The sequence below is a fragment of the Coleofasciculus sp. F4-SAH-05 genome (assembly GCF_040222985.1).
GTDB classification, from domain to species: domain Bacteria; phylum Cyanobacteriota; class Cyanobacteriia; order Cyanobacteriales; family Coleofasciculaceae; genus Coleofasciculus; species Coleofasciculus chthonoplastes.
This window is the reverse complement of record NZ_JAVKBY010000094.1, coordinates 1-18926: the sequence shown is the minus strand read 5'-3', so window position 1 is coordinate 18926 and position 18926 is coordinate 1. Positions and strand designations below refer to the sequence as shown.

The 18926-nt window shown below is 43.2% G+C and carries 16 protein-coding genes and 3 pseudogenes; 11 read left to right on the top strand and 8 right to left on the bottom strand.

Annotated elements, in window-relative coordinates:
* Nucleotides 1-25 precede the first annotated feature (25 nt).
* The 5 genes and pseudogenes from RIG27_RS11940 to RIG27_RS11920 all read left to right on the top strand — a co-directional run bounded on the left by RIG27_RS11940 (nucleotide 26) and on the right by RIG27_RS11920 (nucleotide 9561).
* Nucleotides 26-598 (top strand): transposase, encoded by a 573-nt coding sequence (locus RIG27_RS11940; RefSeq protein WP_446345357.1) that lies wholly within the window; start codon nucleotides 26-28, stop codon nucleotides 596-598.
* A gap of 171 nt (nucleotides 599-769) precedes the next feature.
* Nucleotides 770-7804, top strand: a complete 7035-nt coding sequence (locus RIG27_RS11935; RefSeq protein WP_446345353.1) for a hypothetical protein — start codon at nucleotides 770-772, stop codon at nucleotides 7802-7804.
* 110 nt (nucleotides 7805-7914) lie between these two features.
* Nucleotides 7915-8109, top strand: a pseudogene (locus RIG27_RS11930) (Uma2 family endonuclease); the annotation flags it as partial.
* Between the two features lie 50 nt (nucleotides 8110-8159).
* Nucleotides 8160-9005, top strand: coding sequence for a bis-aminopropyl spermidine synthase family protein (locus RIG27_RS11925; protein WP_446345351.1), 846 nt, complete (start codon nucleotides 8160-8162; stop codon nucleotides 9003-9005).
* Entirely contained in the window at nucleotides 8989-9561 is a 573-nt protein-coding gene (locus RIG27_RS11920; RefSeq protein ID WP_446345349.1) for a hypothetical protein, read from the top strand. Before RIG27_RS11925 ends, RIG27_RS11920 begins: the two co-directional genes overlap by 17 nt.
* On the opposite strand, the gene RIG27_RS11915 is transcribed toward RIG27_RS11920, so the two are convergent.
* Nucleotides 9558-10211, bottom strand: coding sequence for a hypothetical protein (locus RIG27_RS11915; protein WP_446345347.1), 654 nt, complete (start codon nucleotides 10209-10211; stop codon nucleotides 9558-9560). The genes RIG27_RS11920 and RIG27_RS11915 overlap by 4 nt on opposite strands.
* 3 nt (nucleotides 10212-10214) lie before the next feature.
* Nucleotides 10215-11273: an ImmA/IrrE family metallo-endopeptidase gene (locus RIG27_RS11910; RefSeq protein WP_446345345.1), complete on the bottom strand. Its 1059-nt coding sequence runs from the start codon at nucleotides 11271-11273 to the stop codon at nucleotides 10215-10217.
* Nucleotides 11274-11391: 118 nt separating this feature from the next.
* On the opposite strand from RIG27_RS11910, the gene RIG27_RS11905 reads away from it, so the two are divergent.
* Nucleotides 11392-12189, top strand: coding sequence for a hypothetical protein (locus RIG27_RS11905; RefSeq protein ID WP_446345343.1), 798 nt, complete (start codon nucleotides 11392-11394; stop codon nucleotides 12187-12189).
* Nucleotides 12190-12300: 111 nt separating this feature from the next.
* Here RIG27_RS11905 and RIG27_RS11900 read toward each other — a convergent pair.
* The 5 genes and pseudogenes from RIG27_RS11900 to RIG27_RS11880 all read right to left on the bottom strand — a co-directional run bounded on the left by RIG27_RS11900 (nucleotide 12301) and on the right by RIG27_RS11880 (nucleotide 14873).
* A pseudogene (locus tag RIG27_RS11900) lies at nucleotides 12301-12745 on the bottom strand (type II toxin-antitoxin system VapC family toxin).
* Nucleotides 12733-12954 (bottom strand): hypothetical protein, encoded by a 222-nt coding sequence (locus tag RIG27_RS11895; RefSeq protein WP_446345341.1) that lies wholly within the window; start codon nucleotides 12952-12954, stop codon nucleotides 12733-12735. Before RIG27_RS11895 ends, RIG27_RS11900 begins: the two are co-directional and overlap by 13 nt.
* A gap of 80 nt (nucleotides 12955-13034) precedes the next feature.
* Nucleotides 13035-13184 carry a hypothetical protein gene (locus RIG27_RS11890; RefSeq protein ID WP_446345339.1) on the bottom strand — a complete coding sequence of 50 codons (150 nt, stop codon included), beginning with the start codon at nucleotides 13182-13184 and terminating at the stop codon, nucleotides 13035-13037.
* A 19-nt stretch (nucleotides 13185-13203) separates the two neighbouring features.
* Entirely contained in the window at nucleotides 13204-13461 is a 258-nt protein-coding gene (locus RIG27_RS11885) for a type II toxin-antitoxin system ParD family antitoxin (protein WP_446338456.1), read from the bottom strand.
* A gap of 350 nt (nucleotides 13462-13811) precedes the next feature.
* Nucleotides 13812-14873: a DNA cytosine methyltransferase gene (locus tag RIG27_RS11880; protein WP_446345337.1), complete on the bottom strand. Its 1062-nt coding sequence runs from the start codon at nucleotides 14871-14873 to the stop codon at nucleotides 13812-13814.
* Between the two features lie 402 nt (nucleotides 14874-15275).
* Between RIG27_RS11880 and RIG27_RS11875 the strand changes: the two genes are divergently transcribed.
* The 4 genes and pseudogenes from RIG27_RS11875 to RIG27_RS11860 all read left to right on the top strand — a co-directional run bounded on the left by RIG27_RS11875 (nucleotide 15276) and on the right by RIG27_RS11860 (nucleotide 16570).
* Nucleotides 15276-15506: an addiction module protein gene (locus RIG27_RS11875; RefSeq protein WP_446345335.1), complete on the top strand. Its 231-nt coding sequence runs from the start codon at nucleotides 15276-15278 to the stop codon at nucleotides 15504-15506.
* A pseudogene (locus RIG27_RS11870) lies at nucleotides 15503-15815 on the top strand (type II toxin-antitoxin system RelE/ParE family toxin). The gene RIG27_RS11875 and the pseudogene RIG27_RS11870 overlap by 4 nt, the downstream one beginning before the upstream one ends.
* Nucleotides 15816-16059: 244 nt before the next feature.
* Nucleotides 16060-16314, top strand: coding sequence for a type II toxin-antitoxin system Phd/YefM family antitoxin (locus RIG27_RS11865; protein WP_446345333.1), 255 nt, complete (start codon nucleotides 16060-16062; stop codon nucleotides 16312-16314).
* On the top strand, nucleotides 16307-16570 hold the full coding sequence (locus RIG27_RS11860) for a Txe/YoeB family addiction module toxin (RefSeq protein ID WP_446345331.1): 264 nt from the start codon (nucleotides 16307-16309) through the stop codon (nucleotides 16568-16570). Before RIG27_RS11865 ends, RIG27_RS11860 begins: the two co-directional genes overlap by 8 nt.
* 198 nt (nucleotides 16571-16768) lie before the next feature.
* Here the strand turns inward: RIG27_RS11860 and RIG27_RS11855 are convergent, their stop codons facing one another.
* A complete protein-coding gene (locus tag RIG27_RS11855) occupies nucleotides 16769-18163 on the bottom strand; it encodes an IctB family putative bicarbonate transporter (RefSeq protein WP_446345329.1) in 1395 nt (464 codons plus the stop codon).
* A gap of 618 nt (nucleotides 18164-18781) precedes the next feature.
* On the opposite strand from RIG27_RS11855, the gene RIG27_RS11850 reads away from it, so the two are divergent.
* On the top strand, nucleotides 18782-18926 hold a 145-nt coding region (locus tag RIG27_RS11850), incomplete at its 3' end, for a transposase family protein (protein ID WP_446345355.1).

The window sequence follows — 18926 nt, the reverse complement described above, 5'->3', positions numbered from 1 at the left end:
AAAACCGATAACCCTGTACAAACCCATGACCTTGTACAAAGGAAAATATCGGGTTGAATCCACCCGATTACCCCACAGAGACTATAGCGCAAATGGCTGGTATTTCGTCACCATTTGTACACGCGATCGCACGTTTTTCTTTGGTGATGTAATATCAGGAGAAATACACCTATCCAAGATTGGGCAAATCGCCCAACAATGCTGTGCAGAAATTCCCACTCATTTCAAATATGTGTGTATTAATGCCTATGTGATCATGCCCAATCATATACATGGAATTATTGTAATCGACCGCCCACATAATACAGAGACGCGCCATGGCACGTCTCTACACCAATCCCCAACCCAGTCAAAAGATTCTGCCAACAAATTTGGACCACTAAAGCCAAATTCATTGCAATCTATCGTCAATGGTTACAAATCATCTGTCACTCGCTGGTGTAGGCAAAACGGTCACGAATCTTTTGCTTGGCAACCGCGATTTTATGACCACATCATTCGCGCTGATGGCTCATTAGACCGAATTCGAGACTATATTATCAATAATCCGGCTAAGTGGGAAGACGACAAGGATAATCCCGCCAATTTGTGGATGTAAACAATCATCAGGGAAAACCCACAACCCCGTCAAAATACTAGGGCATTGTAAACTTTTGTAGTAAATGCGTAAACTTCTGAGAATAGTCCAGATAATAGATTTAGACGATATCCCAATCCCAAGGGGGATAGTGGCAGACAAAATCATCTAAATTTTGGATAAATAAACGCTATGCCTATCAATATCGCACCATCCACTATACCCAACGGTTTCGTCATTGATGAAATTCTCGGCAATCTATTTGGGTTCGGTTCTGTAGTCAAAGGTAACGGTGACTTTGATGGAGATGGGTTTAATGATTTCCTGATTAGTGCGCCGGGAGCTGGTTCGGGTTTGGGTGAACTTCATGTCGTTTTTGGCAGCAATGATTTAACCACTTCTTCTACTCAGACTATTTCCCTAAATTCCCAATTTTCGCCGCAAGTATCAGTAAGTATTGGCAATATTAATGGTGATGGCACAGATGACATCATTATTGGTGATCCTTTTGCTAACAACACAAATAATCAAGGTCGAACTTATGTCCTTTATGGTGATATAAGTCGGTCTATAGCTACCGATGTAACCAGCTTACTAGGGCAAGGCTTTACTATTGTTAATAGCGATAGTAATGCAAATATTTCAGACGCATTAGGATGGTCAGTTAGTAGCGGAGATATCGATGGTGATGGCACAGATGATGTGATTATTGGAGATCCGGCTGCTGATTCTAATAATGGAAATGTTCATGTCATCTTCGGTACAAATCTTAATGGTGGTCACTCAGGTACATTCGATATTAGTACTGCTCCTCCTACCGATTTTCTGACCTTTAGCGATCCTAATCCTAGTCCTAACCCAAAAGGTTTAGGATTCTCAGTGGGAAGTGGAGATATCAATGGAAACAATAAAGATGATGTAATTATCGGTGCGCCTGATACTAATAATTTCAATGGGGAAACTTATGTAGTCTTTGGCAATGGCACACGCGGGAGTATAGCTACGTCTACTACAAGTTTAACTGGTGCCAATGGTTTTATATTTCAAGCCGCTTCACAAGAAATATTAGGCTGGAAAGTCAGTAGCGCCGGCGATATTAACGGAGATAGCAATGACGACTTCATTGTTACTGCACCTTCACCAGTCATTGTTACTGCACCTTCACCAGCTCTCAATCTTCAAGGTCGCGCTTATGTCGTCTATGGCAACAACTCAGGCTTCCCATCAACTCTGACTACTAGCAGCATAATTAATGGTACTGGTACAGATGGCTTTTATATTGATGGTCTGAATAACAATGACTTCTTAGGTTACGCAATTAGCGCCGCCGGAGATGTCAATGGTGATGGAATTGATGATTTCCTGATTGCCGCACCTTATGCAGATACCAATAGTCTCAACGATTCTGGTCAAGTATATGTAGTTTATGGTCGTCAAGGAGGCTTTGGCTCAAATCCAAAACTTGATCTTAATAGTTTAGCACCAGATCAGGGTTGGTTCGTTGAAATTGATGGTCTTGCAGCTAATGATTTAACTGGGTTTTCAGTAAGTGATGCCGGAGATGTAAATGGTGATGGAATTGATGACTTTTTAATTGGTGCACCCGGTACTAACGGTGGTGTGGGTACTACTTATGTTGTCCTTGGTCAAGAAACCGATAAACCCATTCCAGACACAACCGTTGTTGATATCACAGGTGCTTACCCCTTAATTGGAGAAAGGCGCACATTTATAGTTAGCTTCGACAACGTCGCCTCTTCTCCCGGAAATGTCGGTTATGCTCCTTTTGTCAATTTGTACCTCGATACCACTGGTACTGATGGGATGGCTGATGACAATGGGGTAATGACAGATACTTATGATGGTCTTACCCTGATTCCTAACGGCATACGATACATTCTTGACCAAGATATTTCATCGGTTGTTGACCCTGATACTGGTAATACGATTAGCGATGGGTTGCATTCGGTTCCTCTGAGTGTTTTGGGGATACAACCAATATTAGCAACCATCTACCTTGATAACTCTGGAAATCTTGTAGTAGATCATCCTTATGCTGGCACAATCGAAGTTCCATCAGGATTTAATCAAGGAGATACATTATATGTAATACCCTTACCTCAAGGTAGTTTTACCCCAGATCAACCCGATGCTAAACTTGAAATTGACGTTCAGATCAGTAATTTAGCTGACTATAATCAGCCGCTCAAGCTCTCTACTAGCGGTGGTTTCCGGTTGGGTGCAAATGCCGTATCGAACAGTCAGCCAATTGATCCAATAATGGAATCAAATGACGACGTTACCGAAAATTATTTAAAACCGCTGCTGTACCGAATTCGGAAACACTACACAGGTCCGGAAAACGAAACTGTCACTGGAGAAAACTTCAGTAAACAGTACAATATCTCAGTGGGTATTGCGCCGGGACAGACAATCGATAACCTGGCAATTCAGGATATTTTGCCCGATAATCTCCAGTTTAAGAGTGTTGTTAGTACGAGTGGCGGTACACCTACTATAACTAAAACTCCCCCTGGTTCAGGTGGTACTCTAATTGCTGCCTTTCCTAATCCTGTAACAGGTAATGCCAGCCTCAATTTTGATTTCTATATCCCACTCTTAGACAACAGTACTACTGACGTTATCAACCCTCAAACTGGGAATGCAGTTACTTCAACAGATATCGCTAAATTAGATCCAAGTCTTGTATGGAATCCGCTAGATCCACGAGATGGTCAACCTTTCGCCGGACCCTACAATCCTCCAGATAATACTGCCACCACCTTCATTGAACCCAATGCAACTCATACTCTATATGATCGGTCACTCGCTATTCAAAAAACCTGGAATCGAGTATTACCAAATGGTGATACCAAAGCACTAGGATTAAGTCCGGGAGATGTGATTGAATACACCATGAATTTCCAGGTGTCTGATTATTTCGCCTTCGGGAATGTCAATATCAATGATATATTTTCCGATGGTCAGAAATTCGATACCAGTTTCACCCCGACTTTTACAATTAACGAGCATAATGTCGTTACTACCGGTTCATTTACCAACTCTGGAGACTTCACTTTTGTCGATCCAAGTGGGGGTAGTAGTGGCACAGTTAACTTAGATATTTCTCAAGCGTTATTGTCATTAGCTCCACAGTCTAATCCTAATGATAAATTATTAGGTGGGAATATTTTTGACTCAGGTGGTTATGGTGCTACTTTTGGTGCAACTACAGGGCAAATAAAATTCCGCACAGTAATACAGGAAGATTTTACGGGAAGTTTTCCTGATACATCGGTTGACAATGGTGACTTTTTCAGGAATAATGCCACAATTACAGGGGATGTTTTAAATGTTAATCCTGGTCAAAACTTCGCTCCTCATATCGACACTGGAAATAATTTACCTTTCAATGAGTCAGATTCTAGTAGCACATACTTCTACTTACCTCGTGGTAAATTTAATAGCAATTCGGGACAAGATGATGGCTATGAAGTAAGCGTTTTTCAGATTAAGGACAGTGATGGGAATCTGAAAACTGGTAATACTGTTGTAGCTGGGGATGAAGTTACTTATCGGATCAAATATACTCTGCCTTTTGCCGACATAGAACAGCTAAAATTTACATCTTTCCTTCCTTTACCTGTTTTCAATGAAAGTCTCAGTCGATTAGATATAACAACGGTACACAGTGGACCACCTGTTTTAGAGCAAATCGTTTATGGTCCGATGGATACGCTTAGCGTCAATCCAATCATACCCTCGACAGGTCCAAATCTTTCTGTTGGGCGTCAAAACAATTCTTTGCTGTTCAACTACGGAAACTTTGACGATCCTGGCACCGTTGCACCCCAAACTATTGACCTTCTCTATACCTTAGAAGTAGGAGATCAGGTAACCGAAAATAACCTGTTACTAACTAATCTGGTTTATGAACAAGAGGGTAGTACCAATGGTGGTTCTCGCGCCTTTGCTAAATATGCCTTACTTGAATTAGCGCAACCAGAACTCAAGATTACTCAGGGTGTAGTCGCAACCAGCGAAGCTAATGCTGTGTTTAGCGAATTTTTCCCTGTTATTGGAAATTCTCCCAATCCTCCCACCCTTGGATTTACTGCTCCTGGAACCCCAGGGGTAAGATTCACTGGAACAATTGACTCCGAGACTCTTAGCACCACTAATTATTTCGATAGTGATATAACGGCTGATTTGAGTGATGCTTTGAATAGTAATCCAGCTCATAATGGAGATAATAATTTAATAGCGGATTTAGTCACCTATGCCATCATTCTGGAAAACACTGGCACAAGTCCTAATGGTGCATTTGATGTACTGATTAAAGATAATCTGCCCACAGGATTAAAGATACCCATCGGCGGGCTAAATCTTCAAGTGGCTTATGGGAATGGTGCTTTGATTAATTCCAGTGACATTGAGTTTTTAGGCGGTGGTCCTGACGGAATAAGCGGTACTCCTGATGATCTCTTTGGTAATGGGATTCGCTTAAATGATTCTGCTACAGGTGCGATCGCCGCTTATAATTCTACCAGTGGCGATAACGTTGTAGTCATAACTTACGACTTAGAAGTAGATGATAATCTTGCCGACGAGACGATCATTACCAATAAAGCCATTTTAGAAGAATATTCCAGTTCTGAAGGTGGTGCTAAATTCTTACCTGGCTCTCAGTCGCTGACGGATGATGCTCAAGTCAAAACACAACCTGATCTTCAAGAACAATTTCATACATTTCTAGATTTGTTAGATGGTATGCCAGGTAATTTACCAGAAAACACTGGTGTTACAGGTGCTGCAGGTGAAACGTTTACAGCCTTGCCTTACCTGGGGAGTGGTGACTTAACCTACAATGTGATTGTGAACAAAGGAGCATTGACAGTATATGATTCGACATCAGGAGTCAACAATCTATTCAATCCTTTTGATTCAATAGATTTAACTAATCTTGAGTTTCAGGTTAAACCATTTTTAGGGTTCTTGTTCAACGGAGGCTATACCGTTAGTGTCGAAGTATCTGACTCAGATACTACTAATAATCCGGCGGGTATAGATTTTGATGTCCAAGATACTTTTGACTTTACGATTGATCTGCTTGGAAAAGTAACCAACAACGACATTATTGGTGCAACAGTCTTCTTCGACGCCAATCGTAACGGAGAATTAGACAACAACGAATCCTTCGCTATCACCGATGCCCAAGGCTCCTTTACCTTTACCGATGACTTACTTATCTATGACACCAATAGTGACGGAATTCTCGACATCTCTGAAGGTCAAATCGTCTCCCTGGGTGGAATTAACACCGCCACAGGATTAACACAAGACACCGCCTTCATCGCCAGCCCTGATGCCTCTGTAGTAACCCCATTAACTACTGTCATCGCTGAATTAATCCGACGCGGATTGACGCAACAGCAAGCCAATGATTTATTCACTAACGCCTTCTCAATTCCCAATACCATTGACATCAATACCTTCAATCCCGTAGAGGCGATCAATAATAATCAAACTGATGCCGTTACCGCCTATACCGCCCATAGCCAAATCGCCATCTTAATCAGCCAAGCGGCTACCATTGTTTCACACTTCGCCAACGCCTCCCCAAGTCAAATCCTGGATAATCTGGTAGGGGCAATCGCCAATAAAATCCAAAGTGGTATACCCTTAGATTTAACGAATCCTACCCAATTGGAACCGATTATCACCAATGGCGCGGGAATTCCAGCTGGAAACACCAGCCTTATCCAAGGATTCGCTCAAATCATCGCCGCCGCCAACCAAACTATTCAGGATTTTGCGAATACGTTGCCCATAGAATCTCTGGAAGTGCAATTTGCCAAAGTAGAAAAGGTGGCATTGGCTGAAACCAAACAAGATATCCAAGATGTTCTCAACGGAAATAAAACCATTACCCAAGCCATAGAAGAGAACACGGGTACAGCTTTACAAAACCAGATTGATACAGCACTTGTCTTCAGCGCCGATCCTACTGATATTGCTCTGACGAATACTGCAGTCGCCGAAAATTTACCGATTGGTGTAGCCGTTGGTACTCTTTCTTCTGTAGATTCTGAGTTAGGAGAAACCCATTCCTATAGTTTAGTTTCTGGCACAGGAGATACGGACAATAACGTATTTGAAATTGTCGGCAATACCCTAAAAACCAAAGCCTCCTTCGATTACGAAACCCAGAATTCCTATAACATTCGCGTCCAAACCTCTGATGGTAATGGTGGCATTTTCTGGAAGGAATTTACAATTGGTGTCACCGATGGAAACGAGATTCTCGAAATTGTCGGGACAGAAAAATCGGATATTCTTTTTGGTACTCCTGACAACGATATCATTGATGGTTTAGGTGGAAATGATACCATCTACGCCAATCAGGGTGATAACACCATCTATGGTGGTACTGGAATTGACCGGATTGACGCCGGTGACGGTAATAATTTCATCGATGCTGGTGCTGGAAACGATACCATCTACGTGGGTAATGGCGACAATATCATCTATGGTGGTACTGGAATTGACCGGATTGACGCCGGTGATGGGGATGATTTCATTGATGGTGGGGATGGAAATGATACCATCTACGCCAATCAAGGGAATAACACCATCTATGGTGGTACTGGAATTGACCGGATTGACGCGGGTGATGGGGATGATTTCATCGATGCTGGGGATGGAAATGATACCATCTACGCCAATCAGGGTGATAACACCATCTATGGTGGTACTGGAATTGACCGGATTGACACGGGTGACGGTAATAATTTCATCGATGCTGGGGATGGAAACGATACCATCTACGTGGGTAATGGCGACAATATCATCTATGGAGGTGTTGGAATTGACCGGATTGACACGGGTGACGGTAATAATTTCATCGATGCTGGTGCTGGAAACGATACCATCTACGTGGGTAATGGCGACAATATCATCTATGGTGGTTTAGGCAACAATACTATTTGGCTCGGTGGCGGTCAAGATACGGTTATCCTAGAATTAGGCGATGGCTTCGATAGCATCCACAACTTCCAACTGGATCAAACCATCTTCCAACTCGGATCAGGTTTAACCACAGATGATCTGTCTATCTTTGATAGCACAAATGGAGCAGAAATTTTTGCCGGTAGCGATCGCCTAGCTGTGGTAAATTGGACGCAAGCTAGTGTCATCCAAAACAATCTCTCCAGTATCTTTGTCTAATCAGATCAGCTAAGTAGGTGGGACGAATTAAATGTAAAACGCACATCACTAAAAGCATTAGGGTGAAAGTGACATGACCATTGTAGAGACGCGCCATGGCGCGTCTCTACTTGAAAGACACTCAGGATAAAATGAAAGAGTATTTAGAGAAGGGTGTCCGCTTAGGTTGGTTAATTAATCGGAAATTTAGGCAAGTTGAAATTTATCGCCCCGGTCAAGAGATTGAAGTGCTTGAATCTCCGTCTACCCTCTCCGGGGAAACTGTACTACCTGGATTTGTCCTGAATCTTGAGTCTATTTGGTAATATTCAATCTTTAATTTAATTTAATATCCTGATAGGGGATAGGGATTTCTATGGAGTTTGACTTGCGAAAGGCGATCAATGCAATTTCAGATGTTGTTCAGAACCGACCAATCCCTCTTCGCGAATTTGATCAAATATACATGAAGGTCGCCGATATGGTGATCCAAGCAGAGTACGTGGCTCGTGTTTTTGACAGCAAGGATGTTGTATTTGTCGGGGATGGTGATGGGATTGCCCTGTCTGCTGCTCATTTGAAAGCCCAAAACGTCATCAATTATGGACCAAAGTCAATTACTTTACTTGATTTTGATGAGCGGATCGTCAATTCCGTGCGGCGATTCGGCGAGAAGCTTTACCCTAAGATTGAGATTTCAGCCTATCTTTATAATGTGGCAGACGCGCTCCCCCAAAAGCATTTTGGTATGTATGATGGATTTCATATCAATCCGCCTTGGGGAGCAAGTAACAGTGGAGAAAGTGTTATCGCTTTTTTCGAGCGCGGCAGTCAGGCAACTAAGGAAAAAAGCCTGGGCATCGTTGTTATAGCGGACGATCCTGATCTAATGTGGACTCAGGAAGTATTACGCGATACGCAACGCCGTGCGCTTGAACTTGGATATGTAGTGTCCGAACTGCTGCCACAATTGCACTCTTACCACCTAGACGATGCCCCTGATCTGCGTTCATGTTCTTGTTTGTTTCGTCGTATTGATCCCAGTCTTATGGAAACAACATCAGAACCTCTTGAGTTGGCAAGACTTGAGAATTTCTACGGTAAGAATTCTCCATTGCGCTTTCGATATGTACGTGAGCGGACGAGGCTGAACCCAGGAAGAGAATCGGATCAGCTTTACATACTTGAAAAACTTGAGGTGAACCATGGACGACTCGATTAAAAAAGCCGGTCTGATATTTATGAAAGTCGGTTTGCACGCGCAAGAAAGCATCGAAGATATCGTTAAGCGGAAACAACGCGAGTTTGAAGAGGCAGGTTCAATTTTTTGGGGCTATGGCGGTAATACCTGCCATCCTCTGACTATGGTTCAACCGTTTGCCAAAGAGGTGGAAGAAAGCGGCAACCAAGTTCTCATTGTTATGCAAAAAATAGACTCTAAGCATGCAGCCCCGCCAGAAATTGCTAAGCAGTATTCCGATGACGGTGTGAATTGGCAGCCAATTCCCAAAGGCATAGAAGTTCGCGGGTCTCGTTATGCGTTGGTTCTGGATGAGCTGCGGGTGGAGGAATTCGACTTGGCTCTAGGCGAATTACAGGTTGGAGTGGGTCCTAGCCGTGGGCGTAAAGCCGATAAGTATTTGATTGGTCAGGTAGACAAAGGATGCTTTCATTACAAGCATCGAGAGCTATTAGATTCACACAATGAACAGGTTGTAAAGCACATTGAGCTTGTTGCTCGCGTTAAGGAACCTTATGCAGTTCTCCTGAGAAATTAACTTGATGGTAAATAAAGCAAAGTACCAGTTTTGCTCCGTAAGTCATTGATGTAGGAAGCAAAGCCCTGCTTGACTGATTCAAAATCAGCCGGGGCTTTTACTCCGAAGACTATTTTCAACGTCTTATCAACATCAGGTTTGGCTCTTACACGTTCTTGAATGAGGGCAAATTGATAGTCCGCTAACATAGAGAATAGCACTTCTATCGAGACTACACGACCTGTTAGCGCTTTGGAGATATCAGCAACAGAATCATGAGAACAAAGCGCCTTTAGAGAGCGTTTGTCGCCTGTAGTTATGAGTATGTTGCTATTATTAGCACCCACTGCGAACAATAGAGCTTCTCCAGTATCAATATCAGGAACAGCGTTCAGTGTGTCAAACACATCCGGGTTTGCCAATCCAGCACCCACTGCCAATCCAGCATCCAGTTGATTAGAGGTTCTTAGGAATGCTTCCAATCTAGTAGCACTTTCTTCATCTTTACAAAGCTGCAAGCGATTTTTAGCAGGTAAGAGCTTGTATTTAGCCGTTGCAAGTACACTAACATTGGTGGAGGTACAGTTAAATAGAGCTAAGGCTTCATTCAGCAACCCGTAACGAGCGAGTTTGAGCAAGGCATCATTATCGATTGCAAGTGACTGGTTCATGAGCTACCATAAAGCAACGTATGAACTAGCCACCCGCTCAAATTCAGCGTAAGAATCAGTAATCCTAGTCAGAAATTCAATAGTATCCATTGGTAGTGCTTCAGGGTTAATGCCGCCCCACATCGCTTCACTAATTACAGCCGAGGCAGGTAGGTTCTCTCCCTGCAAAAACTTTGCAGCCTCAATGCCAATACCCCATTGACGAGACTGATTCGCAAAATTCAATACGATGTGTCCGGGATCGATTTTGTTTGCCGTACCAAAATTATATGCAGTATCCGCCAATTCCCTAAAATTAGCCTGACTTGCCAAAGAATAAGTTGCTTCTGTCCTACCGTTTAATAACTCGATCGCAAACTTATCTGCTGCACGCTCATCCAAATCATTATCCTTTGAGATATATAAATCTTCACTTAGTTTCTCATCGACTAATATGTCACCCGGTAGTACATGCCCAAGCACTATGTGGGCAATTTCGTGAGCCAAGATAAAGAGTTGCCATGCCCAAAGGGGTGACGCTTTTGATAAGATAATGACTGGTCGATCGCTTGTATAAACCACCATGCCATCCATCTTCGCCACACCTTGACCGAGTTGTGCTAAATAAACCACAGGTACACCATGAGACCAGCAACTCATCAACAAATTTCTCAGCCCCAGCCATTTACCTGGAAAATCAGCAAGCACCTCTTGGCGGAGATTGGCAGCACTACCTACAAACGGACTGAATTTCACCCTTGCAGCTACTGCTACAGATTCAGCAACGCTAACAGCAATTGATGTGGCAGCCGTTAAGTTCTTTGACTGGTTCGGAATTGATCGCTTATACTTAATTTCTCGTCGCCGAAGCGATTCTACCTGCGGATTGGCAGCGAAAAGAGGACTAGCACGAAGACCCAATCGTTTTGCCAGAATTGCCGCAATCTCCGATGATACTGTGGCATCCGATAAAACTTCTGGTGTCACCCACTCCGGCAGCAAGAGATTTTGCAGGCTGCGCGGGAAGCCAGCAGACTCTAGTGACCCCAAAATCATATCAATCTGGCGATCAGGCGTGGTCAAGTGAATCTCCTGCGATGTAATCTGTCTTTTTGTTTAGCCCTTTCAGTCCTTATGATAACCATAAGCAACATTCCTTCACCTGCTGGTATGATTTAAGCACTTGGAGACGCATATGACAATGAGCAAGTTGCCGCCGGCATTCTGCTGGACAAAAATGGGTACAGAGGCTAGCGAAGAGTTGACAGCAATTATCCGCAGGAAGGAATGGGAACGGCAATTAGGTAACGGGTACTTTTTATGGGGGATTGGGCAGTCTCTGGGTAAAAATGCTCAAGTTGCTGCCCGTGACATACTGTCTTTGCCTGCGATTTTTTCTCCGATGCCCAGCAAACCAAAGATGATCGACGTGGCACCGACTGAAGTAGTCTTGTGGAACGCTTATGTTGACACACAAGGACAAACACGAAAATTACCAATTCACTACTTTGTCACCAGCCGTGCGTCTTTGCCTTCTGGCAGAAAAAAGGAGAGCCATTATGCGTTGGCGTGTTTCTCTGACAGGAAATTAAATGTCCAGCAAGACGATATACGCATCTGTCCGAGTCATCTTCGTAACATTACAACTAATAAGCCTCTTGGCTCATCACAGGTGACGGCTGTTGTACGTGTCTTGAGTCAGGTTGATGATAACTGTAATGCCAAAAGCTATTCCGTTAGCTTTACTACCGAACTCCGTCCGCCCTATTATGTACAACTAGCCCAGCCAGTGCTGCTGGATGCAAGCGAACTCGCTGAAATTAAAGCAATTTCAGACGTGGGTGATATCGAATCGTGGAGTACTTTAGTAAGACGTCTGCGTTCCCGTATAGTTGATCAGATAGATTGGGTTCAATGCACGCTGGACTTAGGTGAGATGTCTATGCCCCTTGATTGGGAGGACAGAGTAAATTTTTCAGATATTCAAGACTCTCCTTAAAATGATCCAATGCAAGCCAAAAGCTCACAAGCGAAAACCTATCAAGTTAAGCAAGTCCGTGCCATGATTCTCCAGTACCAGCTAGGAAGTGCGATCGCTCTCCACTAAAAATCAAGCTCTCAATTCCTCTAACACCAAAACTGCCAACCCTGGTAAAGAAGATAAACGCGCATCATTAGTCAAAAAAAACGAAGCACATTGACGAATTGCTGTAGCCATTTGAATTGCATCAGGCGTTCTCAAATTGTAAGCTGCCCGGAGTTGTGAAGCTTCCTCAGCAATAGCTACAGACACTTCGATAGTCGTAAAACCTTCTTCATTAAACAAGATGTCACGATATTGTTGAGCCAGTATTGTGTTCCCTCGCCGTAGAGGATAAACTAGCACTTCTAACAAAGTTATCACCCTCGGTTACAACCCTAAACTCACCGCGCACCATTGCCTCAAAAAAAGCGTCAGTCATCTCCAAGTAAGTCGGATTTTCCTCTATAAAGTAAATCAGTGGTGCACTATCCAAACCAACGACTTGCCCCTGTAACTGGGCTATCCATTCCATGAGTCTCGTTCCTGATTAACATAGTCTTGAGCATCCATGCCATTCCAAATTTCTTTACCTAGCCCTCGCAACTCCAAGATGCTACGTTTGGGCTTAGGTGCTAACGTCACTCGTTGATGAATTAAGCTGAACAATTCTTCTATCAGCTGCATTTGCTCATCAGGAGTAAGGTTTTCAGCTAGACGACGTACTTCATGATAAGTAGACATATACTTTCTGTTGTAATGCTCTTGCCCTAAGTCCAATATACACAGAGCGATCGCGTTTCTGTGTCGGTGTATGTGATCGCTCAGTCTTGATCATCTTCCACAAATAGCGCCTCCAGATCTCGATAACCGCCCACTACCCGCATCACCTCGATTCCATTTGGAACCAAACGATAAAAAGATAGTCCATAATACTCTCTATATCTCGGCTTGCTGTCGGTGTAATTCGGCAAACATTGCTCATCAATTAGCCTAAGCGCGACGCTGTTGCAATTTCTCTTGCAGCCCAATTATAACGGTTTCTGCGTCTAACAATTCGCCTCGTTCAGCCTCTTCAACTCCAACCATAATCTCGCGGCGTAATTCTTCAAAGCGTCCTTGATAAAGATTTTCTCGTTCCTGTAGCAGCTTAATACCAGCCAAGAAGACTTCATCAGTAGAGGCATACTTGCCGCTAGCAACCTGATTGTTGATAAACTGTTCCAGTTCTGGTGGCAATGTAATTGGCATACTCAAATCAGCTTTGGATTAACCTGCTGCTATTCTAACGCGATCGCATCTATACTTTCCCGAAGTGCGATCGCGCTTACTTTCAGTGGATGCGATCTTTCCCTGTTCGACGGTAGGGGCGCACAGACGTGCGCCCTTTATTATTGTCGTGCATCCTATATTTAACCAACTATAAGATCACAGCAATACTCAGTCTACTAAAATCGCGCGTTGGCGAAGCCTGTTCCGAAGGAACGTATCGCACAATACCCAATCAACAGGCGGTTGCGATCCCTAAATGCCTTATTCTCTCAGTCCACTATAACTATAATATTAAGCCTTGCATTTTTTCTGGTGATTCATAAGCGTAATCACGGTATTTGTAATTGAATAAACTTTTCTTCCTTTTCAGCTATAAAATCATTTTCCTTTTCTTCTTTCTGACTACCAATAAATATTTGTTCCTTTAATTGATAAGCAATTTCAGAAACCATGGGAATGCAGACCGAGTTTCCCACCTGCTTGTAACATTCTCCTAAATTTCCGTGGAGTTTAAAATTCCCTGGAAATCCCATAATTCTATAACATTCTTTAATCGTCAATTTGCGGACGGCGTTTTCTTCAGGAAGATAAATAAAGAATCGCCCCGATGTCTCTTGAGAAGGTATTGTAGGATGTATGCCTTCTACTGAATAAATTCTATTGGGTTGATGGTGAACCCTAGATAAATGATGAGTATTGGGTCTAACTCCTTTTTTCCAAATACTCTTATTATTCCGATATCCTACGAAAATTAATCCAGATTGCTGTTGTTTGGGTTGATCTATTAAGGTATAGCTGTCCGGCTCTAAATATTCAAAATTATCAGAATCTGATAGAAAATTTCTTAATTTTGCTCTAGAATTTATTGTTTTCAATTTATTAAAATTAAATTCTTTGTTCTTGGTAGCAACAATAATTATTCTTTCCCGGTTTTGGGGTACTCCAAAATCTTTAGAATTCAACAGGCTATAATTGACTTTATATCCCAAATCTTCTAAAGAGTACAAAATCACCTTTAGCGTTCTACCTTTATCTTGATGCATTAAATATTTTACATTTTCCAGTAGAATAACTGAAGGTTTTTTTTCTGCGATTATTTCACAAATGCGAAAAAACAATGTACCTCGTGTATCCTGAAAACCTTTTCTTTTACCACATATACTAAAAGGCTGACAAGGAAACCCCGCCGTTAAAACATCAAAAGCAGGAATACTATTAATGTCTATTTTTGTAATGTCACCTGCGGGTTTATCTGAAAAGTTATTAAAATATACTTCCTGACACTTGGGATCGATTTCACAAGAATATACGCATTCATAGCCCGTTCTTTCAAAGGCAATTCTAAATCCACCAATTCCAGCAAATAAATCAATAAATTTCAGTTTTTCCATCCCTGTTTTTCAGCAAGTTTGATTCTCTCATTATAAAACATGGTTGCACGTTCACGAAGCCCCAACAGGCAGCAAAGAAAATTATCCAGTCAATACGGCTCCGTTAAGACATCTAAAATCAGCTTCAGATTAACCGACTGCTATTCTAACGCGATCGCGCTTACTTTCAGTGGATGCGATCCTTCCCTGTTCGACGGTAGAGGCGCACAGACGTGCGCCCTTTATTATTGTCATGCATCCTATATTTAACCAGCTATAAGATCACAGCAATACTCAGTCTACTAAAATCTCGCGTTGGCGAAGCCTGTTCCGAAGGAACGTATCGCACCATGCCTTTGAGCGGTATGCTAGGTCTGCCGATTTCTTGCTAGACTCAGACTAATCCCTATCCTGTATCGAATTATGGCTTCTGTCGAGCAAGTAATGAAAGACGCTTTATCCTTACCCAGTCCATTGAGAGCGTTGTTGGCAGAGAAATTGGTTGAAAGTCTTGAATTTGATGTGGACGATACAGTGCAAACGCTTTGGCTCAATGAAGCTAAGCAGCGTCGAGATGAAATCCGCAGTGGTGTAGTTCAACCCATTTCTGGAGAAGAAGCATTAGCTCAAGTGAGGCGGCTTCTAGAGTCATGAAATACGTCTTTCATCCAGCAGCTTTGACGGAATATAGTGAAGCGGTTGAATTTTATTCACAGCGTCGGGTTGAATGAGCATCAGGCATTTATCAATGCGGTTGAAGAGACAATTTTTCGTATTGTTGACTCACCGACTCGTTGGGCATTTGTTGAAGAAGATATTCGTCGATGTCTGACGCGCAAGTTTCCTTATGGAATTTTATACACTGTCGAGGAGAATTACATTTTAATCGTAGCGGTTATGCATTGTAGCCGAGAACCTGGATACTGGAAAAAGCGCGTCACACACAAACCATCTGATGGATAAAATTGAAAATATTCGACGGTAGGGGCGCACCGACGTGCGCCATATATTATTGTCCTGCATCCTACATTTAACCAACTATAAAATAACAGCAATACTCACCCCACAAAAAACTCGCGTTGGCGAAGCCTGTTCCTAAGGAACGTATCGCACAATACCTTTGATCGGTATGCTAGGTCTGCCGCTTTCTTGCTAGACTCAGATCAGCTAGGCTATACTTGTACAATTAAGCCGACAGCTTTTAGGGATGAAAGTCGTAACGTTTACTGAAGCTAGAAATAAACTGAAAGCCATTTTGGATCGGGTGGTTAATGATGCTGACTATACTATAATTACCAGACGGGATGCTGATGATGCCGTCGTTATGTCCCTTGAGTATTTCAATAGTTTGCTCGAAACCGTTCATTTGTTAAAGTCTCCAACCAATGCAGCCCACTTAGAACGCTCCATTGCCCAATACAAACAAGGACAGGTAACAGAGAAAGATCTAGTAGATGAGTAATCGGAAGTTAGCCTGGACTGATGAAGCGTGGGAGGACTATCTTTATTGGCAAAATCAGGATAAGAAGACTCTTAAGAGGATTAATAAACTGATTAAGGCAACTAAAATTCTTCCCTTTGAGGGGATTGGCAAACCTGAACCATTGAAAGAAAATTTATCGGGATTTTGGTCACGTCGTATTGATGATACGAATCGTCTTGTCTACGCGGTAGATGATAATTATCTAACGATTATTTCTTGTCGCTATCATTATTAAGACAGTAGGGGCGCACCGACGCGCACCCTTTATTATTGTCGTGTATCCTATATTTAATCAACTATAAAATCACAACAATACTCACTCTACAAAAAATTCGCGTTGGCGAAGCCTGTTCCGGAGAGAACGTATCACACTCTACCCAATCAACAGGCGGTTGCGATCGCACAATGCTTTATCCTCTTAGTAATGTGGGTACTAGCTATCCTGCACAGCCGTTGAGGTATCAGCTTGAGGCGGCAGATAATAACTGGCAATAATTGCCACCATCAACCACCATACTGTACTCACCTGAGGACGATACCAAACTGTATCTACTAAACCATGAGACAACATTCCCACTATGGTAGCGATCGCGGCAATTAACCAAAAGCCTTGAGGATTCCCCAGGGCGCGGAGTCGGTTAATTTGTTGTACACCACGATTCACCGTAACCACAAGTAACCAGAGAAAGCAAAACAAGCCAATAAAACCCGTTTCAACCGCCACTTCCAAAAAGATAGAATAGGCACTCAACGCGGTATATTTGGGACGTTGGTACAAGGGATAGATCTTATTAAACGCATTGTTTCCCGGACCAATACCAATAATCGGGCGATCGCGAATCATATCAATCACCGCCGCCCATACATTCATCCGGAAGTTATTACTACTATCTTCCCGCCCGACAAAAATACTTGCCACTCGCACTCGTACCGGTTCAACAAATAGCACCGCCAGAATAATTACCGCCGCACAACTTCCCAGCATCGCAGGCATTGCCCAAGGACGCCATTTTTCCGGTAATTGGAGACTATACCAATACACGACAAGAACGGAGAAGACAAACAGACAGGCGACAAAACCGATCCAGCCGCCGCGACTAAACGTAAGAACCAGACAAGCGGAATTCACCACAAACATGGTTAACGCTAACGCTTTTGGAAGCCATCTCGTCCAAGCAAACACCGCCGCTAAACTCAACGCCACAGCCGGAATCAAATAACCCGCTAATAGATTTGGATTCCCCAAATAGCTATAAACCCGCGTCAAATCCGCAGACGCCGAATTAGTATCAGTCCAGGTTGCCAACGCTTCTGCGCCAAAAAACCACTGTCGTATCCCGTAAACGCTAACAATTAACGAAATATGCAGGAAAACGCCGATTACCCACGAACGCAGACGGGTTGACCTGAGTACCCGTGCCATTAACGCAAAGAGTAATAAGTATAGCGTCAGTTTCACCAACCCCTGACGGGCTGCCACTTTCACCGGGGACATGGCTGTGGCAACGGTGGCAATTGACCAATACAGTAAAACCAACAGATGAATCGGTGTCACCTGAGGGCGTTCTCTCTCATCCGATACAGTCAGCAGTAGCCAAAACCCCGCACAAGCAATTAACAACACCCCGATGAGGGCAGTAGAGACAAAGGGCGCAACCGCAAACACAATCGCCACAAGCAACGCGCCCAAGGGTTCCGCCCACTGAAGCAGCCAACTCCCCCGCCGCCAAGCTTGCAGCAATCCTACGACGCGATATAAATAGCTAGCGCTGCGCCACTGATAGAAACGTAAATTGGATAGAGTAACCTGTTGCCAAGCTGAAGTCATAGAGTCGTGATCGGTTGATTAGTTACGAATTAGCACGCGATCGCACCTAAAAGCGATGCGTGGTTAAAACCCTGAGTTATACATCATTCAATCAGCTTACTCCAGATGAAGTGAATCGACTTGCTGGATAAGGTTTGGCAAGAGGTGGTGAAGCCTGGGAATGGTGCAAGATTTCAGCAGATATCGCATCTGAACGTAGGGGCGCATAGACATGGGCACTGATTGATGAGGCTAACACCAGGGGTTGAGTAAAGGGCGACCCGATCCAATTGAGTGGACGCCATTGTGCATTTGTGCAAGCGGGTTGCCCCTACTTAATCGATAATGATGCGATCGCGTGTGATTTTCAGAGCCAATTTTCGGGGCGGGTGCAAGGATGGTTTTCCCTATCCCCTTTGCCTTTATTTGGATCGATGTCGAATCTGTCGCAGAATTAAACCGATAGGAAGCGCCCTCACCCCCAGCCCCTCTCCCGTGCAACAAAAGCTCTCGCATCCTCTGTCATCCCCCCTCTTGTAGCCCAGGGGGTTTTCAAAGTCCGGGGGAATCTTTAAAAGAAAAGTGAACTTTTTCCGGTAAAATTAAGAAAAGCTCACTTTTTTCAATTTCAAAAAAATCATGATTGCTAGGATAATTGAAGAATTCAAAAAAGTCAAGGATTTTCGCAACAAGCGAGGCAAACGGCACGAATTATGGGTAGTTTTATCTATTATTTTTTTGGGTCTGATGACGGGAAATGTCAATTATAAGCAGATTGCAAGAT